The following is a 23,359-nucleotide window of genomic DNA, read 5'->3' as shown; positions in this document are numbered from 1 at the left end:
GACGGCGGAACCGCCGGGGCGGTTCCGCCCGGTGACGCCACTCGGCCGCGTGACTCGGGTCGGCCCGGGCGCGCCGGCCGCCTCCGCGGCGAGCCGCGGGCCGGCGGCGATGCGAGCCCGGAGGGCGAGGGCGGCAGAGCCGGCGGCCCGGTGAGGACGGGGTCGTGACCGGCACGGTCCTGACCGGCGCGATCCTGACCGGCGCGGACCTGACCGGCGCGACCCTGACCGACGCGGACCTGTCCGACGCGGTCGTGACAGGCCCGGTCCTGGCCGGTCCGGTTCTGACAGGCGCGGTCCCGGCCGGTCCGGTCCCGGCCGGTCCGGTCCCGGCCGGTCCGGTCCTGGCCGGTCCAGTCCTGACCGGCACGGTCCTGGCCGGTCCGGTCCCGGCCGGTGCGCCGCGCACCGCGCTGGTGCGGGTGCGGGGGACAGCCGGGGTGGCGACGGTGCGCGGGGCAGCCGGGACCGGGTGCGGGCCGGGTCCCCGTACCGCGGCCGTGCGGGGGTCAGACCGCGGTTTCCAGCTCCGTGCGGGGCGACGGCAGCTGGGCCGTCCTGGGCTTCAGCGCCTCGCTGAGCGGGGTCTCGACGATCTCCTCGACCGCCGGGGCCTTGGCGGCCGTCGCGGTGCGGCGGCCCCGCGTCAGGAACGCCGCGCCGACGGTGGACGCGACCAGCAGGCCGCCCGCCACCAGCGCGCCCCGTACCCCGAGCACCTCCATGAGGAGGCCGAGCGTCGGGGGCGCGGCGAGGCCCCAGAGCGTACGGATGCTGTTCCAGGCGCCCAGGACCCGGCCGCGCATGTGGGCCGGCGGGTCGGTCTGCAGCACGGTGCTCTGGGCGGTGTCCGCGACGGACTCCGCGATCGCCATGGGCAGGACGAGGACGAGCAGGACGGCGACCGACGGCGAGAGACCGGCGAGGACCTGGAGCAGGGCTCCGGCGACCGTCAGCATGCCCACGAGGCGCACCCCGGGGCGGCGCAGCCTGGCTCCGAGCACCGCGCCGACGATTCCGCCCACGGCGAGGACGGTGGCCACGGTGCTGAAGGTGCCGGCGTCGCCCGCGAGGGGGCCGGTGACCAGGACGACCAGGGTCAGCGAGTAGTTGCGGCCGAAGAGGGCGCTGATGCCGTTGAGGGCGGCGAGGGCCACGAGGCGCGGACGGCGGGCGAAGAAGGCCAGGCCCTCCCGTACACCGGTGTCACGCGGCTTGCCCCGACCGCCCCGCGCCGGACGCGCGGCCGCGGACTTGGGAGCCCGCTCCTGGCGCCGTACGGGCTTGAGGAAGGGAATCACGCAGGCCACGAAGGCGAAGGAGAGGCCGTTGGCGACATAGGCCGCCGCCGTGCCGAGGAAGCCGACCGTGACGCCGGCGAGCGCGGCTCCGGCCAGCCGGCCGGCGCTGTGGGCCAGCGAGCCCACACCGATGGCCGAGGGGACGTCCTCGGTCTTGACGAGGTCGTTGCCGAGCAGGGAGCAGGCGGGGCCGTCGACGGTCGCGATGAGCCCGGTGAGCGCGGCCAGCGCCATCAGCAGGGGCAGGTTCAGCTGGTCGAGCACCACGAGCACGGCCGTGAGCACGGCGACGCCGCCGAGCAGGGCCTGGCCGACCGCGGCCGTCACCTTCCTGGGCCAACGGTCGACGGCCGCGCCGCCCAGGGTCCCCAGGAGGAGTCCGGGCGCGGCCTGGACGGACATGGAGAGCCCGGTCGCGGCGGCGGAGCCGGTGATCTGGAGCACCAGCAGGTTCTGGACCGTGAGCTGCATCCAGGTGCCCGCGTTGGAGACGAAGTTGGCGACGGCCCACCAGCGCATGCTGCGGGTCCGCAGCGAACGCCACGGGGAGCGGTCGTCCCGCGACGATCCGGAGGCGGAGCCGGGGGCGGGCGAGGTGGTGGGCGAGGCGGTGGGGGCGGACGAGGGCATGGTGGAGGAAGGCACAGGGATACCAGGGGTGTGCGCGGCGACGCGGACGGGAGAGGCGGCAGGGATCCGCCCCACATCTCGGTGCGCCTGAGCGGCGTCGCACGAGGGCTCGGTGAGCGGCGGGAGGTCCCGGCGACCCATCGTGGCAGACGGTTCTCGAGAAGCCACGGCCCGATGCGGCCGCGTCGCGTGCCGAGGGCCCCGAAAACCCCCAACTGCCTTACCGGGTAAGGATTTCGCACTTCTGGTGTGCTTGCTCACACCAGGCGGGTCCGCGGCGTGCGGCGTAATCCGCCGCGCGCCCGGGGCCGGGACGTCTTCAGATGAGGAAGGGAAGGAACGGCGCCCGCCGGGGCGCCGGCAAGGACACCGCATCGAAGGGAAACCGATGAACAGCGGAGTACAGGTGGAGCTGGACGGCAAGCAGGCGCTGGTCACCGGCGGCGCCCGGGGTCTCGGTGCCGCGATCGCCCGACGGCTCGCGCGCGCCGGGGCGTCCGTCCTGGTCGCGGACGTACGTCAGGACCTGGCGAAGGAGATGTGCGAGGCCCTGCTGGCGGAGGGCTGCCGGGCCCGTCCCGTCAGCCTCGACGTCCGGGACCCGGAAGCCGTGGCCGATGTCTTCCGTGACCTGGACGAGGACGGGGAGGCGGTCGACATCCTGGTCAACAACGCGGCCGTCGACGTGACGAAGTCCGTGGCGGAGCTCACCGCCGAGGAGATGACCCGGGTGATCTCCACCAACCTGCTCGGGCCGATGTATCTGTGCCGCGAGAGCTACGGGCGCATGGTGGCGCGTGGCGGCGGTCACATCGTGAACATCCTCTCGACCGCGGCGATCCGCACCTGGACCGAGGCGGGCCCCTACGCGGCGGGGAAGACGGGCCTGCGGACCTTCACCCACACGCTCTTCAAGGAGGCCCAGCGCGACTGTCCCGGCATCGGCGTCACGGGGATCGTCGCGGGGGGCATGGAGACCGCGTTCATCCTCGACCGCTTCCCCGACGCGGACGTGTCGCTGCTGCAGAGCCCGGAGATCGTGGCGGACACCGTGATGTACGCCCTGTCGGTGCCGGCCGGAAGCGCGGTGGCCGAACTGGTCGTCGTACCGCGCCGTGAGCCTTCCTGGCCCTGACACCCGACGCCCGACGCCCGGAAGCCCGAGGACGAGGACGAGGACGAGGACGAGGAGGAGAAGTGATGGCCGACACGCTCGGCTTCGACCCCAGGACAGCGATCGTGACCGGTTCCGACTCCGGCATCGGCCGGGCGGTGGCCGTGCGGCTGGCCCAGGTGGGCATGGACATCGGGATCACCTGGCACACCGACGAGGAGGGCGCCGAGGCCACGGCCGAGGAAGTGCGCGCGCAGGGCCGCCGGGCCGTCGTCGCCCCGCTCGACCTGACGAGGCTGCCGGAGGCGGCGGACGTGATCGACCACCTCGCCGAGAAGCTAGGCCGGGTCGACGTCCTGGTGAACAACGCGGGAACCGGGACCGCCACTTCCTTCCTCGACCTGGACCTCACGACCGTCCGGCAGGTCCTCGACGTCGACCTCGTCGGGCCCCTGCTCTGCTCGCAGCGGGCGGCCCGCCGCATGATCGACCAGGGCGGCGGCGGTCGCATCGTGAACGTGACCTCGGTCCATGAGCATCAGCCCCGGGTGGGCGCCGGCCCGTACTGCGCGGCCAAGGGCGGCCTGGGCCTGCTCACGCAGGTCATGGCGCTGGAGCTGGCGGAGCACCGCATCACGGTCAACTCGGTCGCGCCCGGGGAGATCGCCACGCCGATGACCGGCCAGGAGGACGAGAACGTCCTCACCGCCTCACGGCCGGGGATTCCGCTCGGGCGGCCGGGGGACGCCCGGGAGGTCGCGGCCGTGGTCGCGCTGCTCGCGGGCCCGGAGTCCTCGTACGTGACGGGGGCCTCGTGGGCCGTGGACGGCGGGATGCTGCGGATGGGACCGATGGCGGGCTCGCACCTCGACAGCGACGACTGGCGAAGGCCCTGACCGCTCCAGGTGTCGGCGGGTGACACCCGGGAACCCGCCCTGCGTACGGCAGCCACCGAGGAGACACGAAGGGAGCCGGACATGGCCCAGAACGAGACCGGGCAGGAGGGCGCCCGCGGCGACGACGTCTACCAGCCCACGAACGCGGACGCGGCCAATCGCCCCACCGACGATCTCGACCTGGAGAACGCCATCGAGGCGACCCCGCTCGACGACATGCGCGAGCCCGGCTATTCGCCGCCCGACCGCCCTCGGGCCGTCACCCGCCACGGGACGACCCAGAGCGAGCAGCGGGAGGGCGAGTCCCTCGACGAACGCCTCGCTCAGGAGGTTCCCGACGTGGAGCCGCCGCAAGGCGACGGCATCGGTGATCTCGTGGACGGTCAGGGCGAGCCCGTGGACCCGGAGGCGGGAGCGACGCGGGCCGGCCGCCTCACCCCGATCGACCGGCCGGCTCGGGAGTCGCGCAACGACGTCCTCGCCAGGGACGTCGGCGTCGACGACGGCACGGCGTCGGCCGAGGAGGCCGCGATGCACGTGGACACCGGGATCGAGGGCGAGGAGGAGAGCGACGAGTCCTCCCGCGAACGACAGGCCTGAGGGCACATATGTACGACAGGGAGGTGTCGATCATGGAGACGAGAAGCCGTCCGCCGACGAAGCCGAGGAGCTCCTCCGACCCGAACCTCCTGGCCATCTACCTCAACGACCACCTCGCCGGGGCCGCCGCCGGCGTCGAGCTCATGCGGCGCGTCACCCGGGCGCACCGCGGCAGGGACTATGAACCCCAACTGGCCCAGCTGGCCAGGGAGATCCGCGAGGACCGGCGTACCCTGCGCGCGTGCATGGAGGCGCTCGGGGTACGCCGGCTGCGCGGCCGAACGGTCCTCGGCGTGGTGGCGGAGCGGGTGGGGCGGCTGAAGCTCAACGGCCGCGTGCTCTCCCGCTCCCCGCTCAGCGACGTCCTCGAACTGGAGGCGATGCGCCTGGGTGTGGAGGGCAAGGGGGCCTGCTGGCGCACTCTGCACGCGCTCGCCCGCACGGACGGCCGTCTGGACGCCGACCAGTTGGAGGAGCTCGTCCAGCGCGCGCGGCGGCAGTCCCAGTCGCTCGAAGCCCTGCGCGCCCGGGTGGCCGGTCAGGTCCTGACGCCGCCGCCCACCCCGCCCGCCCACTGACGCCCCGCCCACTGACGGGCGGGGCGCCCACCCACTGACGCGCGGGGCGCCGTCGGCGTGTCAACGCCGCTGTCCGGCGGGCCGCTTGTGCCCGACCAGCAGCTCCTGCACCTTCGCCTTCAACCCCTGGCGGAGTACGGCGGCCCGGTCGCTGTCGCCCTTCAGGACGGATACGGCCGCGGCCTCGATCTGGTCGAGCGACGCGTGCGGCGGGATCGGCGGCACCGCCGGGTCGGTGAGGAAGTCGAGGACGCAGGGCCGGTCCGAGGCCAGGGCCCGTTCCCATGCGCCGACGACGTCGCCCGGCTGCTCCACCCGGATGCCGGCCATCCCCACGGAGCGCGCGAAGTCGGCGTACGGCACGTCCGGAATCGCCTGCGAGGGCAGGAACTGCGGGGCGCCGGTCATGGCGCGCATCTCCCAGGTGACCTGGTTGAGGTCCCGGTTGTTGAGCACCGCGACGATCAGCCGGGGGTCCTCCCACTCCTTCCAGTACTTGGCGGCCGTGACGAGTTCGGCCATGCCGTTCATCTGCATGGCGCCGTCGCCGACGATGGCCACGGCGGGCCGGTCGGGGTGCGCGAACTTCGCCCCGATGACGTACGGCACACCGCATCCCATGGTGGCGAGGGTGCCCGAGACCGAGCCCCGCATCCGGCCGCGCATCCGCAGATGGCGTGCGTACCAGTTCGCCGCGGAGCCGGAGTCGGCGGCGAGGATCACGTCCTCGGGCAGGAACCGGTCGAGGGCGTGGACGACGTACTCGGGATTGATGGGGTCGGCCTCCACGGCGGCCCGCCGCTCCATGACCTCCCACCAGCGCGCGGTGTTCTTCTCGACCGTCTGGCGCCAGCCACGGTGCTTCTTCCGGTCGAGGAGCGGCAGCAGCCGCGCCAGGGTGGTCTTCGCGTCACCGACGAGGTTGACCTCGAAGGGGTAGCGCAGGCCGACCATGAAGGGATCGATGTCGATCTGTACCGCCCGGGCCTGGTCGAACTCCGGCAGGAACTGGGTGTACGGGAAGCTGGAGCCGATCACGAGAAGCGTGTCGCAGTCGCGCATCAGCTCGTAGCTCGGGCGGGTTCCCAGGAGGCCGATCGCCCCGGTCACGTACGGCAGGTCGTCGGCCAGCACGTCCTTGCCGAGCAGCGCCTTGGCCACGCCCGCCCCGAGGACCTCCGCCAGCCGGTCCACCTCCGGTTCGGCGCCGCGCGCCCCCTGTCCGATCAGGATCGCGACCCGCTTGCCGGCGTTGAGCACCTCGGCGGCGCGGGCCAGATCGGCGTCGCCGGGGACGGGTGTGGAGGGCGCGACGCCCAGGCTGGAGGGCACCATCTTGAAGGCGTGCTCGGGCGGGGAGTACTCCAGTTCCTGCACGTCGGCGGGGATGATCACGGCGGTGACGGTCCGCTTGGCGGCGGCCGTGCGCATCGCCCGGTCGATGACGTTGGGCAGCTGCTCGGGGACGGTGACCATCTCGCAGTAGTCGCCGGCGACGTCCTTGAAGAGGCTCAGGAGGTCGACCTCCTGCTGGTAGGAGCCGCCCATGGCGCTGCGGTTGGTCTGGCCGACGATCGCCACCACGGGGACGTGATCGAGCTTGGCGTCGTAGAGGCCGTTGAGCAGATGGATGGCGCCGGGCCCGGAGGTCGCGGCGCAGACGGCCGTCCTGCCGGAGAACTTGGCGTAGCCCACCGCTTCGAGCGCGGCCGTCTCCTCATGCCTCGCCTGGACGAACACGGGCCGGTTGTCGGCCCTCCCCCAGGCGGCGAGCAGGCCGTTGATGCCGTCCCCGGCGTAGCCGAAGACGTGCTCCACACCCCACTCGCGCAGCCGGGACAGAACGTGGTCGGACACCTTGATCGACACGGGCTCTCTCTCCTCTCGGCGACGACCCGGCCGAAGCCCCGCGCGCACGGGCGGTGACCGCCGTGCGTCTGCGGGGCTCCGTGACGGACCGTAATGGAACGGGGCGGCGCGATTACTTCTTGCGACCCTTCTTCACGCCTTCCACCATGTCGTGAGCGGCTTCCCTGACCTTGCCGACCGACTTCTCCCTACGGCCCTCGGCCTCCATCGAGCGGTCGTCGGTGGAGTCACCGACGCGCTGCTTGGCCTTGCCCTTCATCTGCTCCATCTTGGCCTTGGCCTTGCCCATGACGGCGTCCTTCCTGCGTGACCGAGCCAGGGCGGCTCCGTGCGCCTGAGCGGCTACCCCCGATCGCCTCCCCCACACGCCGGCCCCGACCTCTCCCGTCCTCTGCCGTCCTCTGCCGCTCAGGCCCGGACAGGGGGCAGGCCGGGGGCCTCCGGCATGATCCGCGCCGCTGCGGGCATCCGCACTCCGTCACGAGGCGGGGGTAGGGAAAGGAGCGCGAGATGGCCGCCTACAACCCCGATCCGGATCCTCGCGAGGACCCGCGCCCCCTCGACGATGTGCAGCCGGGCGAGACGCCGCCGGCCGAATCGAGCACCTCCTCGGGCGCGGGCCCCTACCGCCCGCCGAAGCGGGGCTGGGCCAAGGGCCCGGTCATCGCCATCTGCGTGATCGCTGTGCTGGTCGCGCTGTTCTTCCTCGCCTACGCCATCGTGCTCGCCGTGTGATCACCGCATGCGGAAGACCGATGGGGGCACATGGGGGAACGCCACAGGCGTCGAACGAAAGGGACAAGCCGTCATGACCACGATGGTGACGACACGGAAGCCGGAACTCGGGACGCGGACGGGCGCCCAGGGCGGTGCGCCCGAACTGCCGACGCCCCGTGGCGAGTTGTCGGACTCCGTGCGCGCCTTCCTGCTGGGCTCCACACCACGGCTCGCCGGCCCTCGGCAGGTACGGCAGGCCGACCCGTACGGCGAGGACCTCCAACTCGCCCTCCACCTCTGCTACGAACTCCACTACCGGGGCTTCGCCGGGGTGAGCGACGACAAGGAGTGGGACCCCGATCTGCTGCGGCTGCGCGCACTCCTGGAGGAGCGGTTCGAAGACGCCCTCCGCGGCCGCTGCGGACGGTTCACGTCCTTGGACGAGGCGTTCGACTCGATCCTCTGGGAGCCCGCCGACGGCGACGGCGCCTCGCATTTCCTGCTCAAGAAGGGCGAGTTGTGGCACCTGCGGGAGTACGCGGCCCTGCGGTCGGTGTACCAGCTCAGAGAGGCCGATCCCCATCTGTGGGTCGTGCCGCGGCTGCGGGGCCGCGCCAAGGCTGCGATGCTGGCGGTGGAGTACGACGAGTACGGGTGCGGCCGCGCCGAGCGCATGCACGCGCGGCTCTTCGCCGATCTCATGGCCGATCTGGGTCTCGATCCCGACTACGGCCGGTATCTGGAGTCGGCCGGCGCCGAGACGCTGGCGACGGTGAACCTGATGTCGCTCCTGGGCCTCCACCGCATGCGGCGCGGCGCGCTCGTCGGGCATTTCGCCACGCTGGAGATCACCTCGCCGCCCGGTGCCTCCAGGATCGCGGCGGCCATGCGACGGATCGGGGCCGGCGACGCCGCGGTGCGGTTCTACGACGAGCACGTGGAGGCCGACGCCGTCCACGAACAGCTGGTACGCCGTGAGGTCGTCGGCGGCCTTCTGGAGGACGAGCCGGGCCTCGCCGGTGACGTGGCCTTCGGCGTCGAGGCGACGGTGCTCCTGGAGGACGCCCTCTCGGATCATGTGACGGCGGCCTGGCGGCAGGGCCGGACGGCGCTCCGGGCTCCTCTCGACGGTGCGGGCGACCTCGACGGCGGTGACGACGGCCTCGACGGTGACAGTGACCTCGCCGACGAACGCGTCCTCGCCGACCAGGGCGATCTTCGAGACGACGCCGCCTGATGACACTCCCCGTCGTCCTGACGCCCTCCACGCCCGCCCGCACGGGGATGCATCGCGTTCCAGTGGGTAGAGGCAGGTCTCCCCGCCCGCTGGAGCGGCGTGCGGTCGAACCCTCCGGGAGGAGGCACTCATGAACCTCACGGAAGGGCGCGAGGAACGCCCCTTCGCCGTCACCCGCCGGGTGCGGGCCGCCGCGACCGAGGCGGGTGTGCCGCACGGCGCCGGCGCTCATGCGCGGCCGCTGCCGCCGGACCACACCCAGGCGATCCTGGAGGCGACCAAAGAGGTCGCCGCGATCCTGAAGAACTCCGGATGCCCGTTCGCCCTGGTCGGCAGTGTGGCGGCCTACGCGCACGGCATCCCGGTCCGGCTGCAGCATGACACCGACTTCGCGGTGCGTCGCGAGGACGCGGAGGAGATCACGCGGCTGCTCGCGGAGCGGGGCGTCCAGATCGTCGACCCTCCGGAGGACTGGCTCATCAAGGCCCGGGCCCACGGCGAGCAGATCGACCTGATCTTCTCCCTCGCCGGGCGGCCGGTCACCACCGAGCTGCTCGACCGGGCCCCGACGCTTCCCGTGGACTCGGTGCACATGCCGGTCCTGGACCCGACCGACCTGCTGACCAGCCGGCTGTCGGCGCTCTCGGAGCACCACTGCGACTTCGGCGCCCTCCTCCCGGTCGCGCGCGGCCTGCGCGAGCGGGTCGACTGGGGCCGGGTCCGCGCGGAGACCGGAGACTCCCCCATGGCCGCGAGCTTTCTCTATCTGCTCGAACTGCTCGACGTGATCGAGCCCGAGGGCGGCCGCGAGGACAAGCCCGACGACACGGGAGAGGACGGCCCCCGATGAAGGCCGTGACATGGCAGGGCCGGCGGAAGGTGTCCGTGGAGTCGGTGCCCGACCCCACGGTGAAAGAGCCCACCGACGTGATCGTGAAGATCACCACGACCGGGCTGTGCGGATCGGATCTGCACCTGTACGAGGTGCTCGGCGCCTTCCTCGACGCCGGCGACATCCTCGGGCACGAACCCATGGGCGTGGTCGAGGAGGTCGGCCCCGAGGTGCGTACGCTCCGGCCGGGACAGCGGGTCGTGATCCCTTTCAACGTCTCGTGCGGCGGCTGTCCGATGTGCGAGCGGGGGCTGCACTCCCAGTGCGAGACCACGCAGGTACGGGAGTACGGCACCGGAGCGGCGCTGTTCGGGTACACCAAGCTCTACGGCCAGGTGCCCGGCGGCCAGGCCGAGTATCTGCGGGTGCCGTTCGGCGACACGCTCCCGATCCCGGTGCCGGACGGCCCGCCGGACGACCGCTTCGTGTACCTCTCGGACGTGCTGCCGACCGCCTGGCAGGCGGTCGCCTACGCGGACGTGCCCCCGGGCGGCTCCGTCGCGGTCCTCGGTCTGGGGCCGATCGGCGACATGGCCACCCGGGTCGCGGCGTTCCAGGGCGCCGGTCTCGTCATCGGCATCGATCTCGTGCCCGAACGGCTCGCCCGGGCGGCGGCGCGCGGCGTCCGTACGCTCGATCTGCGGGAGGAGGGCGAGGACATCGTGGAGGCGGTCCGCGACCTCACCGACGGGCGCGGACCCGACGCGGTCATCGACGCCGTCGGCATGGAGGCGCACGGGGCGCCCATCGCGCGCGGTATGCACACCATGGTGTCCCTGCTGCCCGACGCGCTCGCCCAACGCCTCATGCGGCGCTTCGGCGTCGACCGTCTCGCCGCTCTCCATCTCGCCGTCGAACTCGTCCGGCGCGGCGGCACCATCTCCCTCAGCGGCGTGTACGGAGGCGCGGCCGATCCGATGCCGCTCCTCGTCATGTTCGACAAGCAGCTCCAACTGCGCATGGGACAGGCCAACGTGCACCGCTGGGTGGACGACCTGCTGCCCCTGCTGACCGACGACGACCCGCTCGGTGTCGACGACTTCGCCACCCACCATGTCCCGCTGGGCGAGGCGCCGTCGGCGTACGAGATGTTCCAGCAGAAGCGCGACGGCGCGGTGAAGGTGCTCTTCAAGCCGTGAGCGGAGGAGTGGCGGGCTGACGCGCCCCTTGCCTACGGCAGCCGCCAGTCCACGGGCTGGGCGCCCTGGCGGAGCAGGAGGTCGTTGGCGCGGCTGAACGGCCGGGAGCCGAAGAAGCCGCGGTCGGCCGACATCGGGGACGGATGCGCGGACTCGATCGCCGGCAGGTCGCCGAGGAGGGGGCGTGCGTTGCGGGCGTCGCGGCCCCAGAGGATGGACACCAGCGGCTTGCCGCGGGCGGCCAGCGCGCGGATCGCCTGCTCGGTCACCTCCTCCCAGCCCTTGCCGCGGTGGGCGGCGGGCTTCCGGGGTGCGGTGGTCAGCGCCCTGTTGAGGAGCAGGACGCCCTGACGGGTCCACGGGGTCAGGTCGCCGTTGGAGGGGCGGGGCAGGCCGAGGTCCGTGTGCAGCTCGCGGAAGATGTTCTCCAGGCTCCCCGGCAGCGAGCGCACGTCCGGCGCGACGGCGAAGCTGTGGCCGATGGCCATCCCGGGGGTGGGGTACGGATCCTGGCCCACGATGAGGACGCGGACCTCGTCGAAGGGCTGCTGGAAGGCGCGCAGGACGTGCTGCCCGGCGGGCAGATAGGTCCGGCCGGCCGCGATCTCGGCGCGCAGGAAGTCGCCCATCGCCGCGATGCGTCCGGCCACGGGCCGCAACGCCTCCGCCCAGCCGGGCTCCACCAGTTCGTTCAACGGTCGTGCAGTCACAGCAGGTCACCCTACCGGCCTACGGGAGCGCCCCGGACGGCCAACTCCCCTCGGCAGACTGCCCTCGACGGGCGGTCGGGGATAGGCTGCCCGCGTCGCCTTCTCTTGCCCTACTCTCCGGAGCCGCTCCATGACCTCGCGCGGGTATGCGTCCGGCCGGGTCGTGCTCGGCGTCGACTCGGGGGGCTCGGGTCTGCGGGTCGCGCTGGCGGAGGCCGAGAGCGGCCGCGTGGTGGAGACGTTCGCCTCCCGGGAGCCGGTGCGGACGGGTCCCGGCGGCATCGACGCGGCGCATCTCCTGGGGCAGTTGCTGCCGGCCGTCGAGGCGATGCTGACCGGCGCCGGCTCCGGCCCGGTGGCCGCCGCGGCGATCGGCGCGGCCGGGATGGCGACGCTCGGCGACGAGCTGCGGGCCGAGCTTCCCGGCGCCCTGGCGAAGGCGCTGGGCGTACGGAGCCTGGCGCTCGCCGCCGACGCCGTCACCGCGTACGCGGGAGCGCTCGGGCAGCGGCCTGGGGCGGTCGTGGCCGGTGGCACGGGCCTGATCGCGCTCGGTACGGATCTGACCGGCTGGCGGCGGGCCGACGGCTGGGGGCACCTGCTGGGCGACTGCGGCAGCGGGGCGTGGATCGGCCGGTGCGGCCTGGAGGCGGCGCTGCGGGCGTACGACGGGCGGCGGGGCGGTTCGGCGGCGCTGCTCGCTCGGGCGGAGGAGCGGTTCGGTCCGGCGGCCGGGCTGCCCGGCGCGCTGTACCCGCGGACCGACCGGCCCGCCGTGCTGGCCTCGTTCGCGCCCGAGGTGGGCGGCTGCGCGGCGGACGGCGACCCGGTCTCGCGGGAGATCCTGCGCCGGGCCGCCGCGCACACCGCCGAGGCGGCGGCCGCCGTGTGCCCCGCCGAGGCCGCGTGCGAAGTCGCGTTGACCGGCGGCCTGTTCAAGCTGGGTGACGCCCTCCTCGTACCCCTGCGGGCGGAACTGGCGGAGCAACTTCCGCAGGCGCGGCTCGCGTCGGCGGCGGGCGATCCGCTTTCCGGATCCGTCGCTCTGGCCTCCGCCCTGGCCACGGACGCGCTGCGGCTTCCGGCCGACCCGCGACTGCTGTACGTAACCGAGCAATTGACGCCGTAAAGAGCGGTTCGGACAAAGCGGGGCAGATAACGCTCGACTGCACCTCACCGCACTGCGCGGCGGCCAAAACCAGTAGCATGCGGCGCCATGAGCTCCCCCACTGGGCCCGCTTCCGGCCTGCCTGTACGAATGCCGCGACCCCGCCAGCCCGGACGGCACCGTCGCCCCGAACCCGCGGCGGCGCCCGAGGGCGCTCCCGCACTCGTCCTCGCCGTTCCCGGCGCGCCGTCGGCCGCCATACGCTCGCTGGCCGAGGAGGTCGTGAGCATCGCCCGCTCCGAGCTGCCCGGCCTGGACGCCGTGATCGGCTACCTGGACGGTGACGACGCGGAGTACCCGACGCTCGGGACGGTGCTGGTGCGCGCCGAGTCGCTGCGCACCGAGCGGTACGAGCTGGCTCTGGCCGCCGGCCGCGAGGCCAGCGCCCCCGAGGGCCCGGCCGCCGTCGTGGTTCCGCTGCTCGCGGGCCCGGACAGCGCGCTGATGCGGCGGATCCGCCAGGCCGTGATGGACAGCGGCAACGTGGCCGAGCTGACGGACGTCCTCGGGCCGCACCCGCTGCTCGCCGAGGCCCTGCACGTGCGGCTGTCGGAGGCCGGTCTGGCCCGCGCCGACCGCGCCCGGCTCTTCACGGTGGCCACGGCCGCCGACGGCATCGTCCTGGCGACGGTCGGTGGCGAGGAGGCCGTCCAGGCCGCCGGGATCACCGGCATGCTCCTGGCCGCGCGCCTGGCCGTCCCGGTGATGGCCGCCGCCGTCGACCAGGAGGGCTCGATCGCCGCGATCGCCGAGCAGCTGCGCGGCTCGGGCTCGGAGCAGCTGGCGCTCGCCCCCTACCTGATCGGCCCGGAGCTGGCCGAGGGCCTGCTCGACGCCGCCGCCAAGGAAGCCGGCTGCGCCGCGGCGGAGCCGCTGGGCGCATACCCGGCGATCGGCAAGCTGGTCCTCTCCCAGTACACCGCCACCCTGGGCATCGCCCCCCAGCACCCTCAGGGCGCCCCGGCCCTCTGAACGGCGCGTACCGCGCACGGGCCGCTCAGTGGACGTACGGAAGGAGGGCCCGCACCGAAGACACTCGGTGCGGGCCCTTCCGCGTGCGAGGGGACCGGCACGGCCTCGGGGCGCCGCCGCCACGGGGCACGGCATGCTGCGGGAGCCTGCACGGGCAGGGGGCCGGCTCGGCACCCGGCGCGCCTTGGAGCGCTGCCGCCACGGCGCGCGGGAGCCCGCCCGGGCCAGGCCGCCCGGCACGGCACCCCGCCAGCCTTGGAGCGCCGCCGCTACGGCGCGCGGGAGGCCGCCCGGGCCAGGCGCCTGGCACGGCACCCCGCCAGCCTTGGAGCGCCGCCGCTACGGCGGCAAGAGGCGCCCGGCACGGCACGGCACCCGGCGACGGGCCAGGGGCCGGCACCGCACCCCGCCAGCCTTGGAGCGCTGCCGCCACGGTGGCAAGAGGCGCCGGGCACGGCACCCCGCGCGCCCTGGAGCACCGCCGCCTACGGCGGCAAGAGGGGGGCGCGCCATCGGGCGGCACGCCGCAGGAGCCCGGACGGGCTCCGCCACGGGTCCCGCGCGGAGGCTTTCACGAGCGGTGGAAGCGCGATCGCGCGCCGCAGGCGTGAGCCGGGCGGCTGAGTCGGCGACCAGCAGGCTCGGTGCCACGGGGCCTGCACGGCGACCGGCCGCACGGGTGGGTTCCCGGCCCCCGCTCCGGCCGTCCCATGGGGGCGCCACGCGTGTGTGGACCGGCCCGTTCATCCCAGGAGCACGCATGACGCCGCCGGCGCCGGGATCGAGCCGGTGGGGTGGGGGATGCCGGTCTCCGGGGACAGGGCGAACCAGGTGATGTCGCCGGAGCGTTCGTTGGCCGCGTAGAGGTGGCGGGCCGTGGGGGCGAGGGTGAGGTCGCGGGGCCAGTGGCCGCCGGAGGGGACCGTGGTCACGAGGGTGGGGTTCTCGCCGCTCGCGTCGAGGGCGAGGACGGCGATGCTGTCGTCGCCGCGCACGGCGGCGTACAGATGGCGACCGTCCGGCGCCGCGACGATCGCGGAGGGGTAGCTCGGCGCGGTGGCCCCGTCCGGTACGACGCGGGTCTCGCCGAGCGGCTCCAGGGTGCCCTCGGTCGCGTCCCAGCGGCAGACCGTGACGGTGGGCACCAGCTCGTTCAGGACGTAGGCGTGCGTCCCGGCCGGGTGGAAGGCGAGGTGGCGGGGCCCGGTGCCCGCGCCGAGGGCCGTCTCGCCGTGCGGTCGCAACGTGCCCGCGGCCGCGTCGAGCCGGTAGATCCGTACGGAGTCGGTGCCGAGGTCCACGGCGGTCACCCACGGACCGCCGGGGGCCGCGAGGATCTGGTGGGCGTGGGGTCCGCTCTGGCGGTCGGCCACCGGGCCGGAGCCCTGGTGCCGGGCGACGTCGGTGGTGGCCCCCAGGGAGCCGTCGGCGGCGACGGGCAGGGCGGTGACGCTGCCGGAGCCGTAGTTGGCGGTGAGGACGTGGCCGGAGGTAACGGTGAGGTGGGTCGGTCCGGCGCCTCGGACGGCCACCGGCGCGCCGAGCGGCCGGGGCACCGCTCCGGAGACGTCGAAGGCGGCCGCGGCGCCGTCCTCGGTCTCCGAGACGGCGTAGAGGACCGTGCCCGCGAGAGCGAGGTACGAGGGGTCGGCGACCGCGTCCGTCGCCCCGGTGACGGTCAGGGCACCGGTGGCCTCGTCCACGTCGGCGACCAGGACGCCCTGGCCCCCCGCCGAGGTGAACGACCCGATGAAGGCCCGTACCGCCCGTACCGCCCGTACCGCCTCTGCGCCCATGGCTGTCCCCTCCTGCCGCCGCTCCGGCCTCCGGGCCGACGGTAGCAGGCGGTCTAGACCAAGAGGCCGGTCAGGAACGGACCAGGCGTGACGTGGGAGGCGTGCGCAGCGGCTCGTCGAGGGCCGCGAGCAGCCTCTCCAGGCCGCTGACGTGGGTGAGCACCGGCCCACCCGGCTCCGTTGCGGCCTGCTCCCCCGCCGGGGCGCCCGCCTCCGGGGCCCGGCCGGCCGCCGGTGAGGTCAGCGCCTCGACGGCCGCCTCGACCCGCCAGCAGGCCGCCGCGAGCCGCGCGTCGTGGCTCGCGGCCGGGTCCGCCGCCACGCGGACCAGTCCGCGGACCTCGCCGGCGCATTCGTCGAGGAGGGCGATGACGCGCCGGGCGCGCGCCTTGCGATCCCGGTACGGATTCAGCGGGTGGACCAGCGGCGCCAGGGAGAGCCGTACCCGCCCCAGCAGCAGCTCCAGCTCGGCGGCGTGCGGAGAGGGATCGGCCTCCGGGTCGCCGGCGAGCCGCCGCAGGGAGGCCGAGGTGGCGGCGCGGACGCAGTGCAGGGCGCGCTGGATCCACGCGTCGTTGGTGGCGTGGGTGGTGACGGGGAGGACGAGCAGCACGGCGAGCGCCGCGCAGACCGCGCCCACGGCCGTCTCCTCCAGCCGGAGCACGAGCAGGCCGGGGTCGAGGACGCCGAGCAGGCCGTAGAGGAGGCCGGCCATGACGGTGACGGCCAGGATCATCCAGCTGTACGAGACGGCTGCCGTGTAGAAGATCCCGAAGACGCAGAGGGCGACCAGGGCCGCCGTCGGGGCGGGCGCGCCGTGCAGCGGGACGGCGATCAGCATGCCGACGGCGATGCCGATGACCGTACCGAGCACGCGGCGGAAACCGCGGACCAGGGTCTCGCCGCGCGAGGCCGTGTTGACGAAGATCCACCATGTCGTGCCGACGGCCCAGTACCAGCGTTCCTCGGAGAGGATCTGGCCGAGGGAGAGCGCCACGGCGCAGGCGGCGGTCGCCTGGATCGCCTGCCGGGTGGTCACCCGGGCGAGGCCGGTCCCGGGCAGCGGGGGCGGCAGGGGTGGGGGCGGGTTCCGCCGTTCGATGGGCCAGAGCACGAAGCGGACGCCGCCCGCGGCCAGCAGCGCGAGCCCCACGGCGACGCAGATCTCGGGGAGCTGGTCGGGTCGCGCGTGCAGGAACTGGGTGATGAAGAAGTTCATGAACGCGAAGATCCCGAGCGCGTGCCCGCGCGGGCCCCAGCGGCGGGCGTAGACACCGCAGAAGACGACGAGGAGGAAGGCCGCGTCGCGCACCGGGGTGACGCCGTGGAGGGTGGTGGCCAGCGCGAGGACCGGGAAACCGGCGGTGGGCAGGAGCGCGGTGGTGACACGCTGGGCGCGAACCGTCGCGTCCGTCACGGTGAAGAGCGCGAGCAGGGCCGCCAGGCCGCCGGTGATGGAGGCGGTCAGGGAGAGCCCGGCGGACTCCGCGAGGGCGACGGCGAGGCCGACGCCGATGACGGCGCGCAGTGAGGTCCTGAGCCGGAGAAGCCCCGGGTCCGGAGCTACGAACATCCTCTTCACGGCGGTCGGCCGCCCCCCTTGCCTCGGGTCTCTCGCCGGACCGCGGTCGGCCCGGGGTGGTGGGCGCGCGCGGACACGACGAAGGCACCGCGCTCCGGGCCGGCCTCGTCGCCTGCCCGGCGCCGCGCGGCGCCGAAAGTGTGGGTTACACCCATAGATAACCACCTGGGCGGACAGTGGCTCAACACACGTGCGCACGGCTGGGCCATTGGCCCAGTGATGAGCCGGTGTCCTGACCAGATGGCTGGCCAACGGACCAGCGGCGCCTTCGGAGGGCAGGGCCTCCCGGAGACGGCCGTCGTGGCCGACCCGGCGGGGGTGCCGGATCAGCCACGAGGAATGCGGGCCGGGGGTCAGCGGGCCAGGCCGCGGCGGCGGGTGAGCAGGACGCCGAGGAGGACCATCACCGCGCCCAGGGCGAGGTGCAGCCAGTTGTCGGCGCTGTTCACCGGCACGAAGTTGGCGTCGCTGTCGAGGTCGATGACCAGTCCGTAGATCCACAGCGCGAGGTACACGACACCGCCACCGATGAGGAAGGCACGGGCGCCGCCGGGCGTGCGCGCCATCGCCATGCCGACGACTCCGAAGAGCACGTGCACGAGGTTGTGCAGGATCGACACCTGGAAGATCCCCAGGAGCTTCGCGTGCGAGTCGTGTTCGGCGAACTTCAGTGAGTCGTAGTCGGTCGTGATCCCCGGGATGAATCCGAGGACCCCCACCAGCAGGAAGACCGCGCCTACGAGCAGGGCCGCCTGCTGCACCGCGGTCCGGGCGACCGGAGCCGCACCGTGAGTCCTGGCCATGACAGTTCTCCTTCGTGAAAGGGGGCGCCGGGGCGGGCGTCGGCCGCCCCGCCCCGGCGCCCCGGCCGAGCCGGTGTCAACCGGTCGCCGGCGGCTCCCACTTGCCGCTCGGCTGCGACTGGGCGTCGCTCTGGCCGGGGGTGATACGACCGCGCCACGCGCCGCTCTCCGCGCCACGCTCCTCGATGAAGCCCTTGAACTTCCGCAGGTCTCCCCTGATCCGGAGGTCGAGGAGCCCCGACTTGTCGCCCGCCTTCTCGACCATGCCCTCCGGCTCGAAGTCCATGGCCAGGCTGACGCGGGTGTGGTTCTCGTCCAGCGGCTGGAAGGTGACGACGCCCTTCTGCTTGGCGTCGCCGCCGGTCGTGCGCCAGGAGATCCGCTCGTCGGGCAGCTGGTCGACGATCTCCGTGTCGAACTCGCGCTCGACGCCGGCGATCTTCGTCCGCCAGTGACAGTGCTGATCGTCGAGCTGGCGGACCTCCTCCACGCCTTCCATGAAGCTCGGGAACTCCTCGAACTGCGTCCACTGGTTGTAGGCGCTGCGCACCGGTACGTCGACGTCGATGGATTCCTTCACCATGCTCACGGCATTCCTCCTCAATCGGTCGAATCCTTGCTCGGTCGAGCTCTTACGCGGTCAAGAGGGACCAACCGGCCCATCCCTCGCGTGCCCGGCGTACGGGACTTCATTCCCCGGAGTCCCGGCGGCCCCTCAGGGCAGCGGAACTCCCCCGGTGGCGTTGACGATCTCGCCCGTGATGTAGCCGGCCTGGGGGGAGGCCAGGAAGATGTAGGCGGGCGCCATCTCGGCCGGCTGCGCGGGGCGCCCCATGGGCGACTGCTTGCCGAACTCCGCGGTGTCCGGCATGGTCGCGGGGATCAGCGGCGTCCAGACGGGGCCCGGCGCGACCGCGTTCACCCGGATGCCGTCCGAGGCCACCATCTGCGCCAGGCCCTGGGTGAAGGTGACGATGGCGCTCTTGGTCATCGCGTAGTCGAGCAGCGGCGGACTCGGCTTGTACGCCTGTACGGAAGTCGAGTTGATGATGACGCCGCCCCGCGGGATGTGCGGCAGCGCGGCCTTGGTCAGCCAGAACATCCCGTACAGATTGGTCCGCATCACGCGGTCGAACTGCTCGGTGGTGATCGCTTCGATGCCGTCGGGCTGGGCCATCTGGTAGGCGGCGTTGTTGATGAGGATGTCGATGCGCCCGAAGGTCGCCACCGTGCGCTCGACCAGCTCGACGCACTGGCGTTCCTCACGGATGTCGCAGGCGACGGAGACGGCCTGCCGCCCGGCGGCTTCGACGAGCCGGGCCGTCTCGTCGGCGTCGGCCTTCTCCTCGGGAAGGTACGTGAAGACGATGTCGGCGCCCTCGCGGGCGCAGGCGAGTGCCACCGCCCTGCCGATGCCGGAGTCGCCGCCGGTCAGCAGCACCTTGCGGTCGTGGAGCAGTGCGTGCCCGTGGTAACTCTCCTCTCCGTGGTCGGGCCGGGGGTCCATCGGTCCGGTCCAGCCCGGGTGCTCCTGCTCCTGGTCGGGAAAGTCGGGGCGCGGCCGGCGGATCGCCGGCTCGGGCGTGGCGGGGGTGCCGGGGGTGCCGGGGGTATCGGGGGTGGCGGGGGTGGCGGGGGTGGGGTGTGGTGTCACGCCGTCCTCCTCCTTCGTGCGGGTGGAACTTTCGTACGGAGGCGTTCGGGTTCGTTCGGGGTTGTCGGGCGGTCGGGTGTTCAGGCGCGCAGCGCGGCGAGGCGCCGGCGCGCCGGGCCGAGGGAGCGGCCGCGCCAGGAGAAGTCCTGCCAGGGGTCGTCCTTGAGCAGGTCCTCGACGGTGGCCAGACGCCACCGCCGGGCGGTCAGCTCCGGGTCGTCGACGTCGGCCCAGGCGAGGGGCGCGGCGACGGGAGCGCCCGGGCGGGCGCGTACCGCGTAGGGCGGCACGGCGGTCTGCGCGTAGCCGTTGCGCTGGATGTCGAGGTAGAGCCGGCCACGGCGGGCCTGTTTACGGGCTTCGGTGGTGAGCGTGTCGGGGTGGCGGGCCGCGAGAAGTCCGGCGAGGTCGCGGGCGAAGGCACGTACGTCGTCGAAGGGGGCCCGGCGGTCCAGGGGCACGAGGACGTGCAGTCCACGCGAGCCGGTGGTCATGACGGCGGACGGCAGCCCGAGTTCGTCGAGCAGGTCGTGCAGGCGCCGCGCGGCCTCCCGTACGGCGGCGAAGTCGTCCGTGGACGGGTCCAGGTCGACGACGAGGCGGTCCGGGTGGTCGGGGCGGTCGGCCTTGGACAGGAAGCGGTGCGGGGTGACGCAGGCCTGGTCGGCGAGGTGGACGAGCGTGGCCGTGTTGTCGCAGATCGCGTAGGTCACCAGCCCGTTCTCCTTGGGGAGTTCGGCCCTGTGCACCCAGTCCGGGAAGTGATCCGGGACGTCCTTCTGCATGAACCCCTTGTCGCCGATGCCGTCGGGGTGCCGTTCGAGCATCAGCGGGCGGCCCCGCAGATGCGGCAGCATGCGCGGCGCCACCGTCCGGTAGTAGTCAGCGAGGTCGGCCTTGGTGATGCCGTCCTCGGGGAACAGCGGCTTGTCCGGCCTCCTGAGCTCGATCGTGCGTCCACCGATCCGGACGGTCTTCGTCGCCCGGCCTGCCCGGTCGCTCCGGTCCCTCCGGACGCTGCGGTCGCTCACTTGTCGAGGGAGCGCTTCAGCTCCTCCTTGTTCATGGAGGAACGGCCGTGGATGTCGCGGCGCTTCGCCTCGGCGTACAGCTGGTCGTACGTCTGGCCCTCGGAGCCGCCACGGGAGCCGCCGCTGGAGCCACCGCGCGAGCGCTCTCCGCCTCGCTGGGACGAGGACTTGCCCTGCGTGGAGGACTTGCTCGCGGTCTTGGACTCACCGGAACGCGCGCGCTCCTTGTTGACGGTCCGGCCGGCGATCTCCTCGGCCCGCTTCTTGCTCTCGCCGCGGTCGAGCGCGCTCTCCTTGATGTGCTCGTACTGGCGTTCCCGCTTGGGGCTGGATCCACGAGGCATGATCTGCTTCCTCTCGGTTCTGTGGTGGGTGCCGCGGAGCGGCGGCGGTTTCGGCCGGTCACTCCTCCTGGCCGTCGCGCCGGTCGTCGCGTCGCTCGTCGCGTCGGTCGTCGCGTCGCTCGCGCCGGATCCGTGGACGGTGGCTCGTGTCGCAGAAGGGGTAGCGCAGGCTGCGCCGGCACATGCAGAGCGCCACGGTCGGGCGGTCGCAGAATTCCACCGTGCCGTCGGGCATGACGATCTCCACCGGGCCCTCGACCAGCAGCGGGCCGCCCCGGACGGGGGTGATCCGGGTCGCCCCCGCGCGCGTCACCGCCTCGCTCTCCTGCGTCTCCTCTGTCTCCGGCTGCTGTACAGACATCGCTCACCACCCGATCCGCGCGGCTCCGTCATCACGGCTCGTGCCCGCTCTCTCCTCCCGCATGCGGACGTCCCCGCTCCAGGTGCCCCGCGTGCTCGTCTCCGTGCCGCCGCGGGTGGCACGGATGACGACCAGTTCTTCGGTACGCCGGCCCGACGGAACCAGGCCCCGCTGCTCGAACCACCGCGCCCGTGCGCTCATCACCGGCCCGAAGGGCTGGCTCCGCCGACGGACCACCTCGGCGCTCAGCCCGGCCCCGCGGAGCGCTTCCAGGCTCGCCTCCGTACCGGAGAGGGAGGACTGGACGAGCAGCAGCACACCGTCGGCGGTGAGCAGTCGCGGCGCCTGGCGGCAGATGCGGTCGAGGAGCAGACGCCCGTCGAGTCCGGCGTCCCACGCCCGGCGCGCACCGCGCGCGGGCAGGTCGGGATCCTCGGCCGGTACGTAGGGAGGGTTGGCGGTGACCAGGTCGAACCGCTCCCGGGCCACCGGTTCGTTCAGGTCGCCTCTGCGCAGTCGCACCCGTCGGGCATTGAGGCGCGCGTTGAGCCACGCGGTCGCGACCGCGGTCCGCGAGACGTCGACGGCGGTGGCGTCCATGCCCCGGCGGGCGGCCGCGATGGCGAGGACTCCCGTACCGGTGCACAGGTCCAGCGCTCGCGCCCCCGGCCGCACGTCCTCCGCGTCCAGGATCTCCATCAACAGCTCTGTGTCCCCCTGCGGGGCGTACACGCCCGGCGGCTTGATCACTCTCATGAGCGGCGGATGCCCAGCCGCCCGGATTCCACGCCCACCCGGCCGGCCGAGGTGCCACCGGCCGCCCCAGGTGTCACCGGCCGTCGGCGGTGTCAGGAGGACAGCAGGTCGAGGACCGCTCGTTCCACCGCGCCCTGCGTCGCCGGGCGGCCGAACGTGCCGTGTTCCCCGAGCCGGTCGAGGGCGGGGGCGATGGTGACGCCCTCCTCGAAGAGCTCGAAGACGCGGGGATCGATGTACGAGGCGCGGCACACCGCGGGGGTGTTGCCCAGGTACCGGCTGACCTCCTTCACCGCCCGCGCCTCGGCGCGCCGGGTGCCGGCCCGGGCCTCGTGCGCCTCGTCGGTGGTGACGGCGAGGGCGACGGCGGCCAGGACCGTGGCGTGCCAGTTGCGGAAGTCCTTGGCGGTGACGTCCGTGCCGGCGAGCCTCCGCAGGGTTTCGTTGAGGTCCTGCGCGGTCAGGTCGTGCCAGGCGCGGGACTGCCAGTACGCGAAGAGGCGGGGGCTCGCGGGGGGCCGGCGCAGCAGGGCCCGTACGACCGTCTCGGCCGGGGCGTCCACCAGACCTCGTACGAGGCGCTTGCCTCCCTTGGCCGGGTAGCTGAAGGTCATCGCCCCGGACCGGCACTCCACGTGGTCCCGCTCCATGGTGGTCAGGCCGTAGGTGCCGTTGTCGCGGGCGTACGACTCGGAGCCGATGCGGAAGAAACCGAGGTCGAGGAGGCGTACGGCGCAGGCGGTGACGCGGTCGCGGTTGAGCCCTCGCCCGCGGAGGTCCTCGGCGACCTGGGCGCGTACGTCGGGGAGCGCCCTGGCCATCTCGCGTACGTGCTCGTGCTTGGCCCGCTCCTGCCGCGCCCGGAACTCCTCGTGGTAGAGGTACTGCCGGCGGCCGGCGTCGTCCGTGCCGACGGCCTGCAGGTGGCCGTTGGGCCAGGGGCAGATCCAGACGTCGCGCCAGGCCGGCGGGATGGCCAGGGCGCGGACGCGGGCGAGCTGGTCGGGATCGGTCAGCGGAGCGCCCGAGGCGTCCCGATACCCGAACCCCCGCCCACGCCGGACCCGGCCGAAGCCGGGCCTGTTGGGGTCGCTGGTCCGCAGCCGCATCTCGCCTGCCACTCCTCGGGCCGTGGGTCCGCGGCCCTGACCGCCGCTCCACGCAGCGAGTGCCCGAGACCCGGCGCTTCCATGCCTGGTCAGAAGGGCC

General features: G+C 73.5%; 24 protein-coding genes and 1 pseudogene. 11 read left to right on the top strand and 14 right to left on the bottom strand.

From position 1 onward, the window contains the following. Window positions 1-164 precede the first annotated feature (164 nt). Window positions 165-239 (top strand): annotated as a pseudogene (locus tag ACF06X_RS11905) (pentapeptide repeat-containing protein); the annotation flags it as partial. 270 nt (window positions 240-509) lie between these two features. Here the strand turns inward: ACF06X_RS11905 and ACF06X_RS11900 are convergent. Next, the gene (locus ACF06X_RS11900) at window positions 510-1,820 is read right to left on the bottom strand and encodes an MFS transporter (protein ID WP_392287681.1); all 1,311 of its coding nucleotides are present in this window, start codon (window positions 1,818-1,820) and stop codon (window positions 510-512) included. Window positions 1,821-2,319: 499 nt separating this feature from the next. Here ACF06X_RS11900 and ACF06X_RS11895 point away from each other — a divergent pair, with 499 nt between their 5' ends. From ACF06X_RS11895 to ACF06X_RS11880, 4 genes are all read left to right on the top strand, one after another. Beyond that, on the top strand, window positions 2,320-3,066 hold the full coding sequence (locus ACF06X_RS11895; protein ID WP_392287103.1) for an SDR family oxidoreductase: 747 nt from the start codon (window positions 2,320-2,322) through the stop codon (window positions 3,064-3,066). A gap of 65 nt (window positions 3,067-3,131) precedes the next feature. Then, on the top strand, window positions 3,132-3,941 hold the full coding sequence (locus tag ACF06X_RS11890) for an SDR family oxidoreductase (RefSeq protein ID WP_392287102.1): 810 nt from the start codon (window positions 3,132-3,134) through the stop codon (window positions 3,939-3,941). 81 nt (window positions 3,942-4,022) lie between these two features. Further along, a complete protein-coding gene (locus ACF06X_RS11885) occupies window positions 4,023-4,541 on the top strand; it encodes a DUF5709 domain-containing protein (protein ID WP_392287101.1) in 519 nt (172 codons plus the stop codon). Window positions 4,542-4,573: 32 nt separating this feature from the next. After that, the gene (locus ACF06X_RS11880; RefSeq protein ID WP_392287100.1) at window positions 4,574-5,119 is read left to right on the top strand and encodes a hypothetical protein; all 546 of its coding nucleotides are present in this window, start codon (window positions 4,574-4,576) and stop codon (window positions 5,117-5,119) included. 60 nt (window positions 5,120-5,179) lie between these two features. Here ACF06X_RS11880 and ACF06X_RS11875 read toward each other — a convergent pair whose 3' ends face one another. Both ACF06X_RS11875 and ACF06X_RS11870 read right to left on the bottom strand, forming a co-directional pair. Further along, window positions 5,180-6,988 carry a thiamine pyrophosphate-requiring protein gene (locus ACF06X_RS11875; protein ID WP_392287099.1) on the bottom strand — a complete coding sequence of 603 codons (1,809 nt, stop codon included), beginning with the start codon at window positions 6,986-6,988 and terminating at the stop codon, window positions 5,180-5,182. Window positions 6,989-7,100: 112 nt separating this feature from the next. Further along, window positions 7,101-7,277: a CsbD family protein gene (locus tag ACF06X_RS11870; RefSeq protein WP_392287098.1), complete on the bottom strand. Its 177-nt coding sequence runs from the start codon at window positions 7,275-7,277 to the stop codon at window positions 7,101-7,103. Window positions 7,278-7,498: 221 nt separating this feature from the next. Here ACF06X_RS11870 and ACF06X_RS11865 point away from each other — a divergent pair, with 221 nt between their 5' ends. The 4 genes from ACF06X_RS11865 (at window position 7,499) to ACF06X_RS11850 (ending at window position 10,973) form a co-directional block, all read left to right on the top strand. After that, window positions 7,499-7,723 carry a DUF6480 family protein gene (locus ACF06X_RS11865; protein WP_392287097.1) on the top strand — a complete coding sequence of 75 codons (225 nt, stop codon included), beginning with the start codon at window positions 7,499-7,501 and terminating at the stop codon, window positions 7,721-7,723. A gap of 82 nt (window positions 7,724-7,805) precedes the next feature. Beyond that, on the top strand, window positions 7,806-8,942 hold the full coding sequence (locus ACF06X_RS11860; protein WP_392287680.1) for an iron-containing redox enzyme family protein: 1,137 nt from the start codon (window positions 7,806-7,808) through the stop codon (window positions 8,940-8,942). A gap of 130 nt (window positions 8,943-9,072) precedes the next feature. Beyond that, on the top strand, window positions 9,073-9,792 hold the full coding sequence (locus tag ACF06X_RS11855; protein WP_392287096.1) for a nucleotidyltransferase family protein: 720 nt from the start codon (window positions 9,073-9,075) through the stop codon (window positions 9,790-9,792). Then, entirely contained in the window at window positions 9,789-10,973 is a 1,185-nt protein-coding gene (locus ACF06X_RS11850) for an alcohol dehydrogenase catalytic domain-containing protein (RefSeq protein WP_392287095.1), read from the top strand. The genes ACF06X_RS11855 and ACF06X_RS11850 overlap by 4 nt, the downstream gene beginning before the upstream one ends. Window positions 10,974-11,005: 32 nt before the next feature. On the opposite strand, the gene ACF06X_RS11845 is transcribed toward ACF06X_RS11850, so the two are convergent. Next, window positions 11,006-11,683, bottom strand: coding sequence for a uracil-DNA glycosylase (locus ACF06X_RS11845; RefSeq protein WP_392287094.1), 678 nt, complete (start codon window positions 11,681-11,683; stop codon window positions 11,006-11,008). A gap of 130 nt (window positions 11,684-11,813) precedes the next feature. Here ACF06X_RS11845 and ACF06X_RS11840 point away from each other — a divergent pair, with 130 nt between their 5' ends. After that, a complete protein-coding gene (locus tag ACF06X_RS11840) occupies window positions 11,814-12,812 on the top strand; it encodes an N-acetylglucosamine kinase (RefSeq protein ID WP_392287093.1) in 999 nt (332 codons plus the stop codon). Window positions 12,813-12,899: 87 nt separating this feature from the next. Beyond that, complete coding sequence (locus ACF06X_RS11835; RefSeq protein ID WP_392287092.1) at window positions 12,900-13,823, top strand: sirohydrochlorin chelatase; 924 nt, start codon at window positions 12,900-12,902, stop codon at window positions 13,821-13,823. A 743-nt stretch (window positions 13,824-14,566) separates the two neighbouring features. Here the strand turns inward: ACF06X_RS11835 and ACF06X_RS11830 are convergent. The 10 genes from ACF06X_RS11830 to ACF06X_RS11785 form a co-directional block, all read right to left on the bottom strand. After that, on the bottom strand, window positions 14,567-15,619 hold the full coding sequence (locus tag ACF06X_RS11830; protein ID WP_392287091.1) for a lactonase family protein: 1,053 nt from the start codon (window positions 15,617-15,619) through the stop codon (window positions 14,567-14,569). 70 nt (window positions 15,620-15,689) lie between these two features. After that, window positions 15,690-17,192, bottom strand: a complete 1,503-nt coding sequence (locus ACF06X_RS11825) for an FUSC family protein (protein ID WP_392287090.1) — start codon at window positions 17,190-17,192, stop codon at window positions 15,690-15,692. A gap of 362 nt (window positions 17,193-17,554) precedes the next feature. Next, window positions 17,555-18,004 carry a DUF4383 domain-containing protein gene (locus ACF06X_RS11820; RefSeq protein WP_392287089.1) on the bottom strand — a complete coding sequence of 150 codons (450 nt, stop codon included), beginning with the start codon at window positions 18,002-18,004 and terminating at the stop codon, window positions 17,555-17,557. A gap of 76 nt (window positions 18,005-18,080) precedes the next feature. Beyond that, window positions 18,081-18,593, bottom strand: coding sequence for an SRPBCC family protein (locus ACF06X_RS11815; protein WP_392287088.1), 513 nt, complete (start codon window positions 18,591-18,593; stop codon window positions 18,081-18,083). A gap of 126 nt (window positions 18,594-18,719) precedes the next feature. Beyond that, window positions 18,720-19,574, bottom strand: coding sequence for an SDR family oxidoreductase (locus ACF06X_RS11810; RefSeq protein ID WP_392287679.1), 855 nt, complete (start codon window positions 19,572-19,574; stop codon window positions 18,720-18,722). A gap of 164 nt (window positions 19,575-19,738) precedes the next feature. Then, window positions 19,739-20,689 carry a non-homologous end-joining DNA ligase gene (gene ligD / locus ACF06X_RS11805; protein ID WP_392287087.1) on the bottom strand — a complete coding sequence of 317 codons (951 nt, stop codon included), beginning with the start codon at window positions 20,687-20,689 and terminating at the stop codon, window positions 19,739-19,741. Beyond that, the gene (locus tag ACF06X_RS11800) at window positions 20,686-21,033 is read right to left on the bottom strand and encodes a plasmid stabilization protein (protein WP_392287086.1); all 348 of its coding nucleotides are present in this window, start codon (window positions 21,031-21,033) and stop codon (window positions 20,686-20,688) included. Before ACF06X_RS11800 ends, ligD begins: the two co-directional genes overlap by 4 nt. Before the next feature lie 58 nt (window positions 21,034-21,091). Beyond that, on the bottom strand, window positions 21,092-21,394 hold the full coding sequence (locus tag ACF06X_RS11795; protein ID WP_392287085.1) for a CDGSH iron-sulfur domain-containing protein: 303 nt from the start codon (window positions 21,392-21,394) through the stop codon (window positions 21,092-21,094). Between the two features lie 3 nt (window positions 21,395-21,397). Then, window positions 21,398-22,150 carry a HemK2/MTQ2 family protein methyltransferase gene (locus ACF06X_RS11790; protein WP_392287084.1) on the bottom strand — a complete coding sequence of 251 codons (753 nt, stop codon included), beginning with the start codon at window positions 22,148-22,150 and terminating at the stop codon, window positions 21,398-21,400. 92 nt (window positions 22,151-22,242) lie between these two features. Beyond that, window positions 22,243-23,259 (bottom strand): DNA topoisomerase IB, encoded by a 1,017-nt coding sequence (locus ACF06X_RS11785; protein WP_392287083.1) that lies wholly within the window; start codon window positions 23,257-23,259, stop codon window positions 22,243-22,245. Window positions 23,260-23,359: the final 100 nt, after the last annotated feature.

Origin of the sequence: Streptomyces sp. NPDC015346 (assembly GCF_043078785.1) — a bacterium.
Lineage (GTDB): Bacteria > Actinomycetota > Actinomycetes > Streptomycetales > Streptomycetaceae > Streptomyces.
Note: the sequence above shows the minus strand (reverse complement) of the source record. Positions and strands in the feature narration are given on the sequence as shown.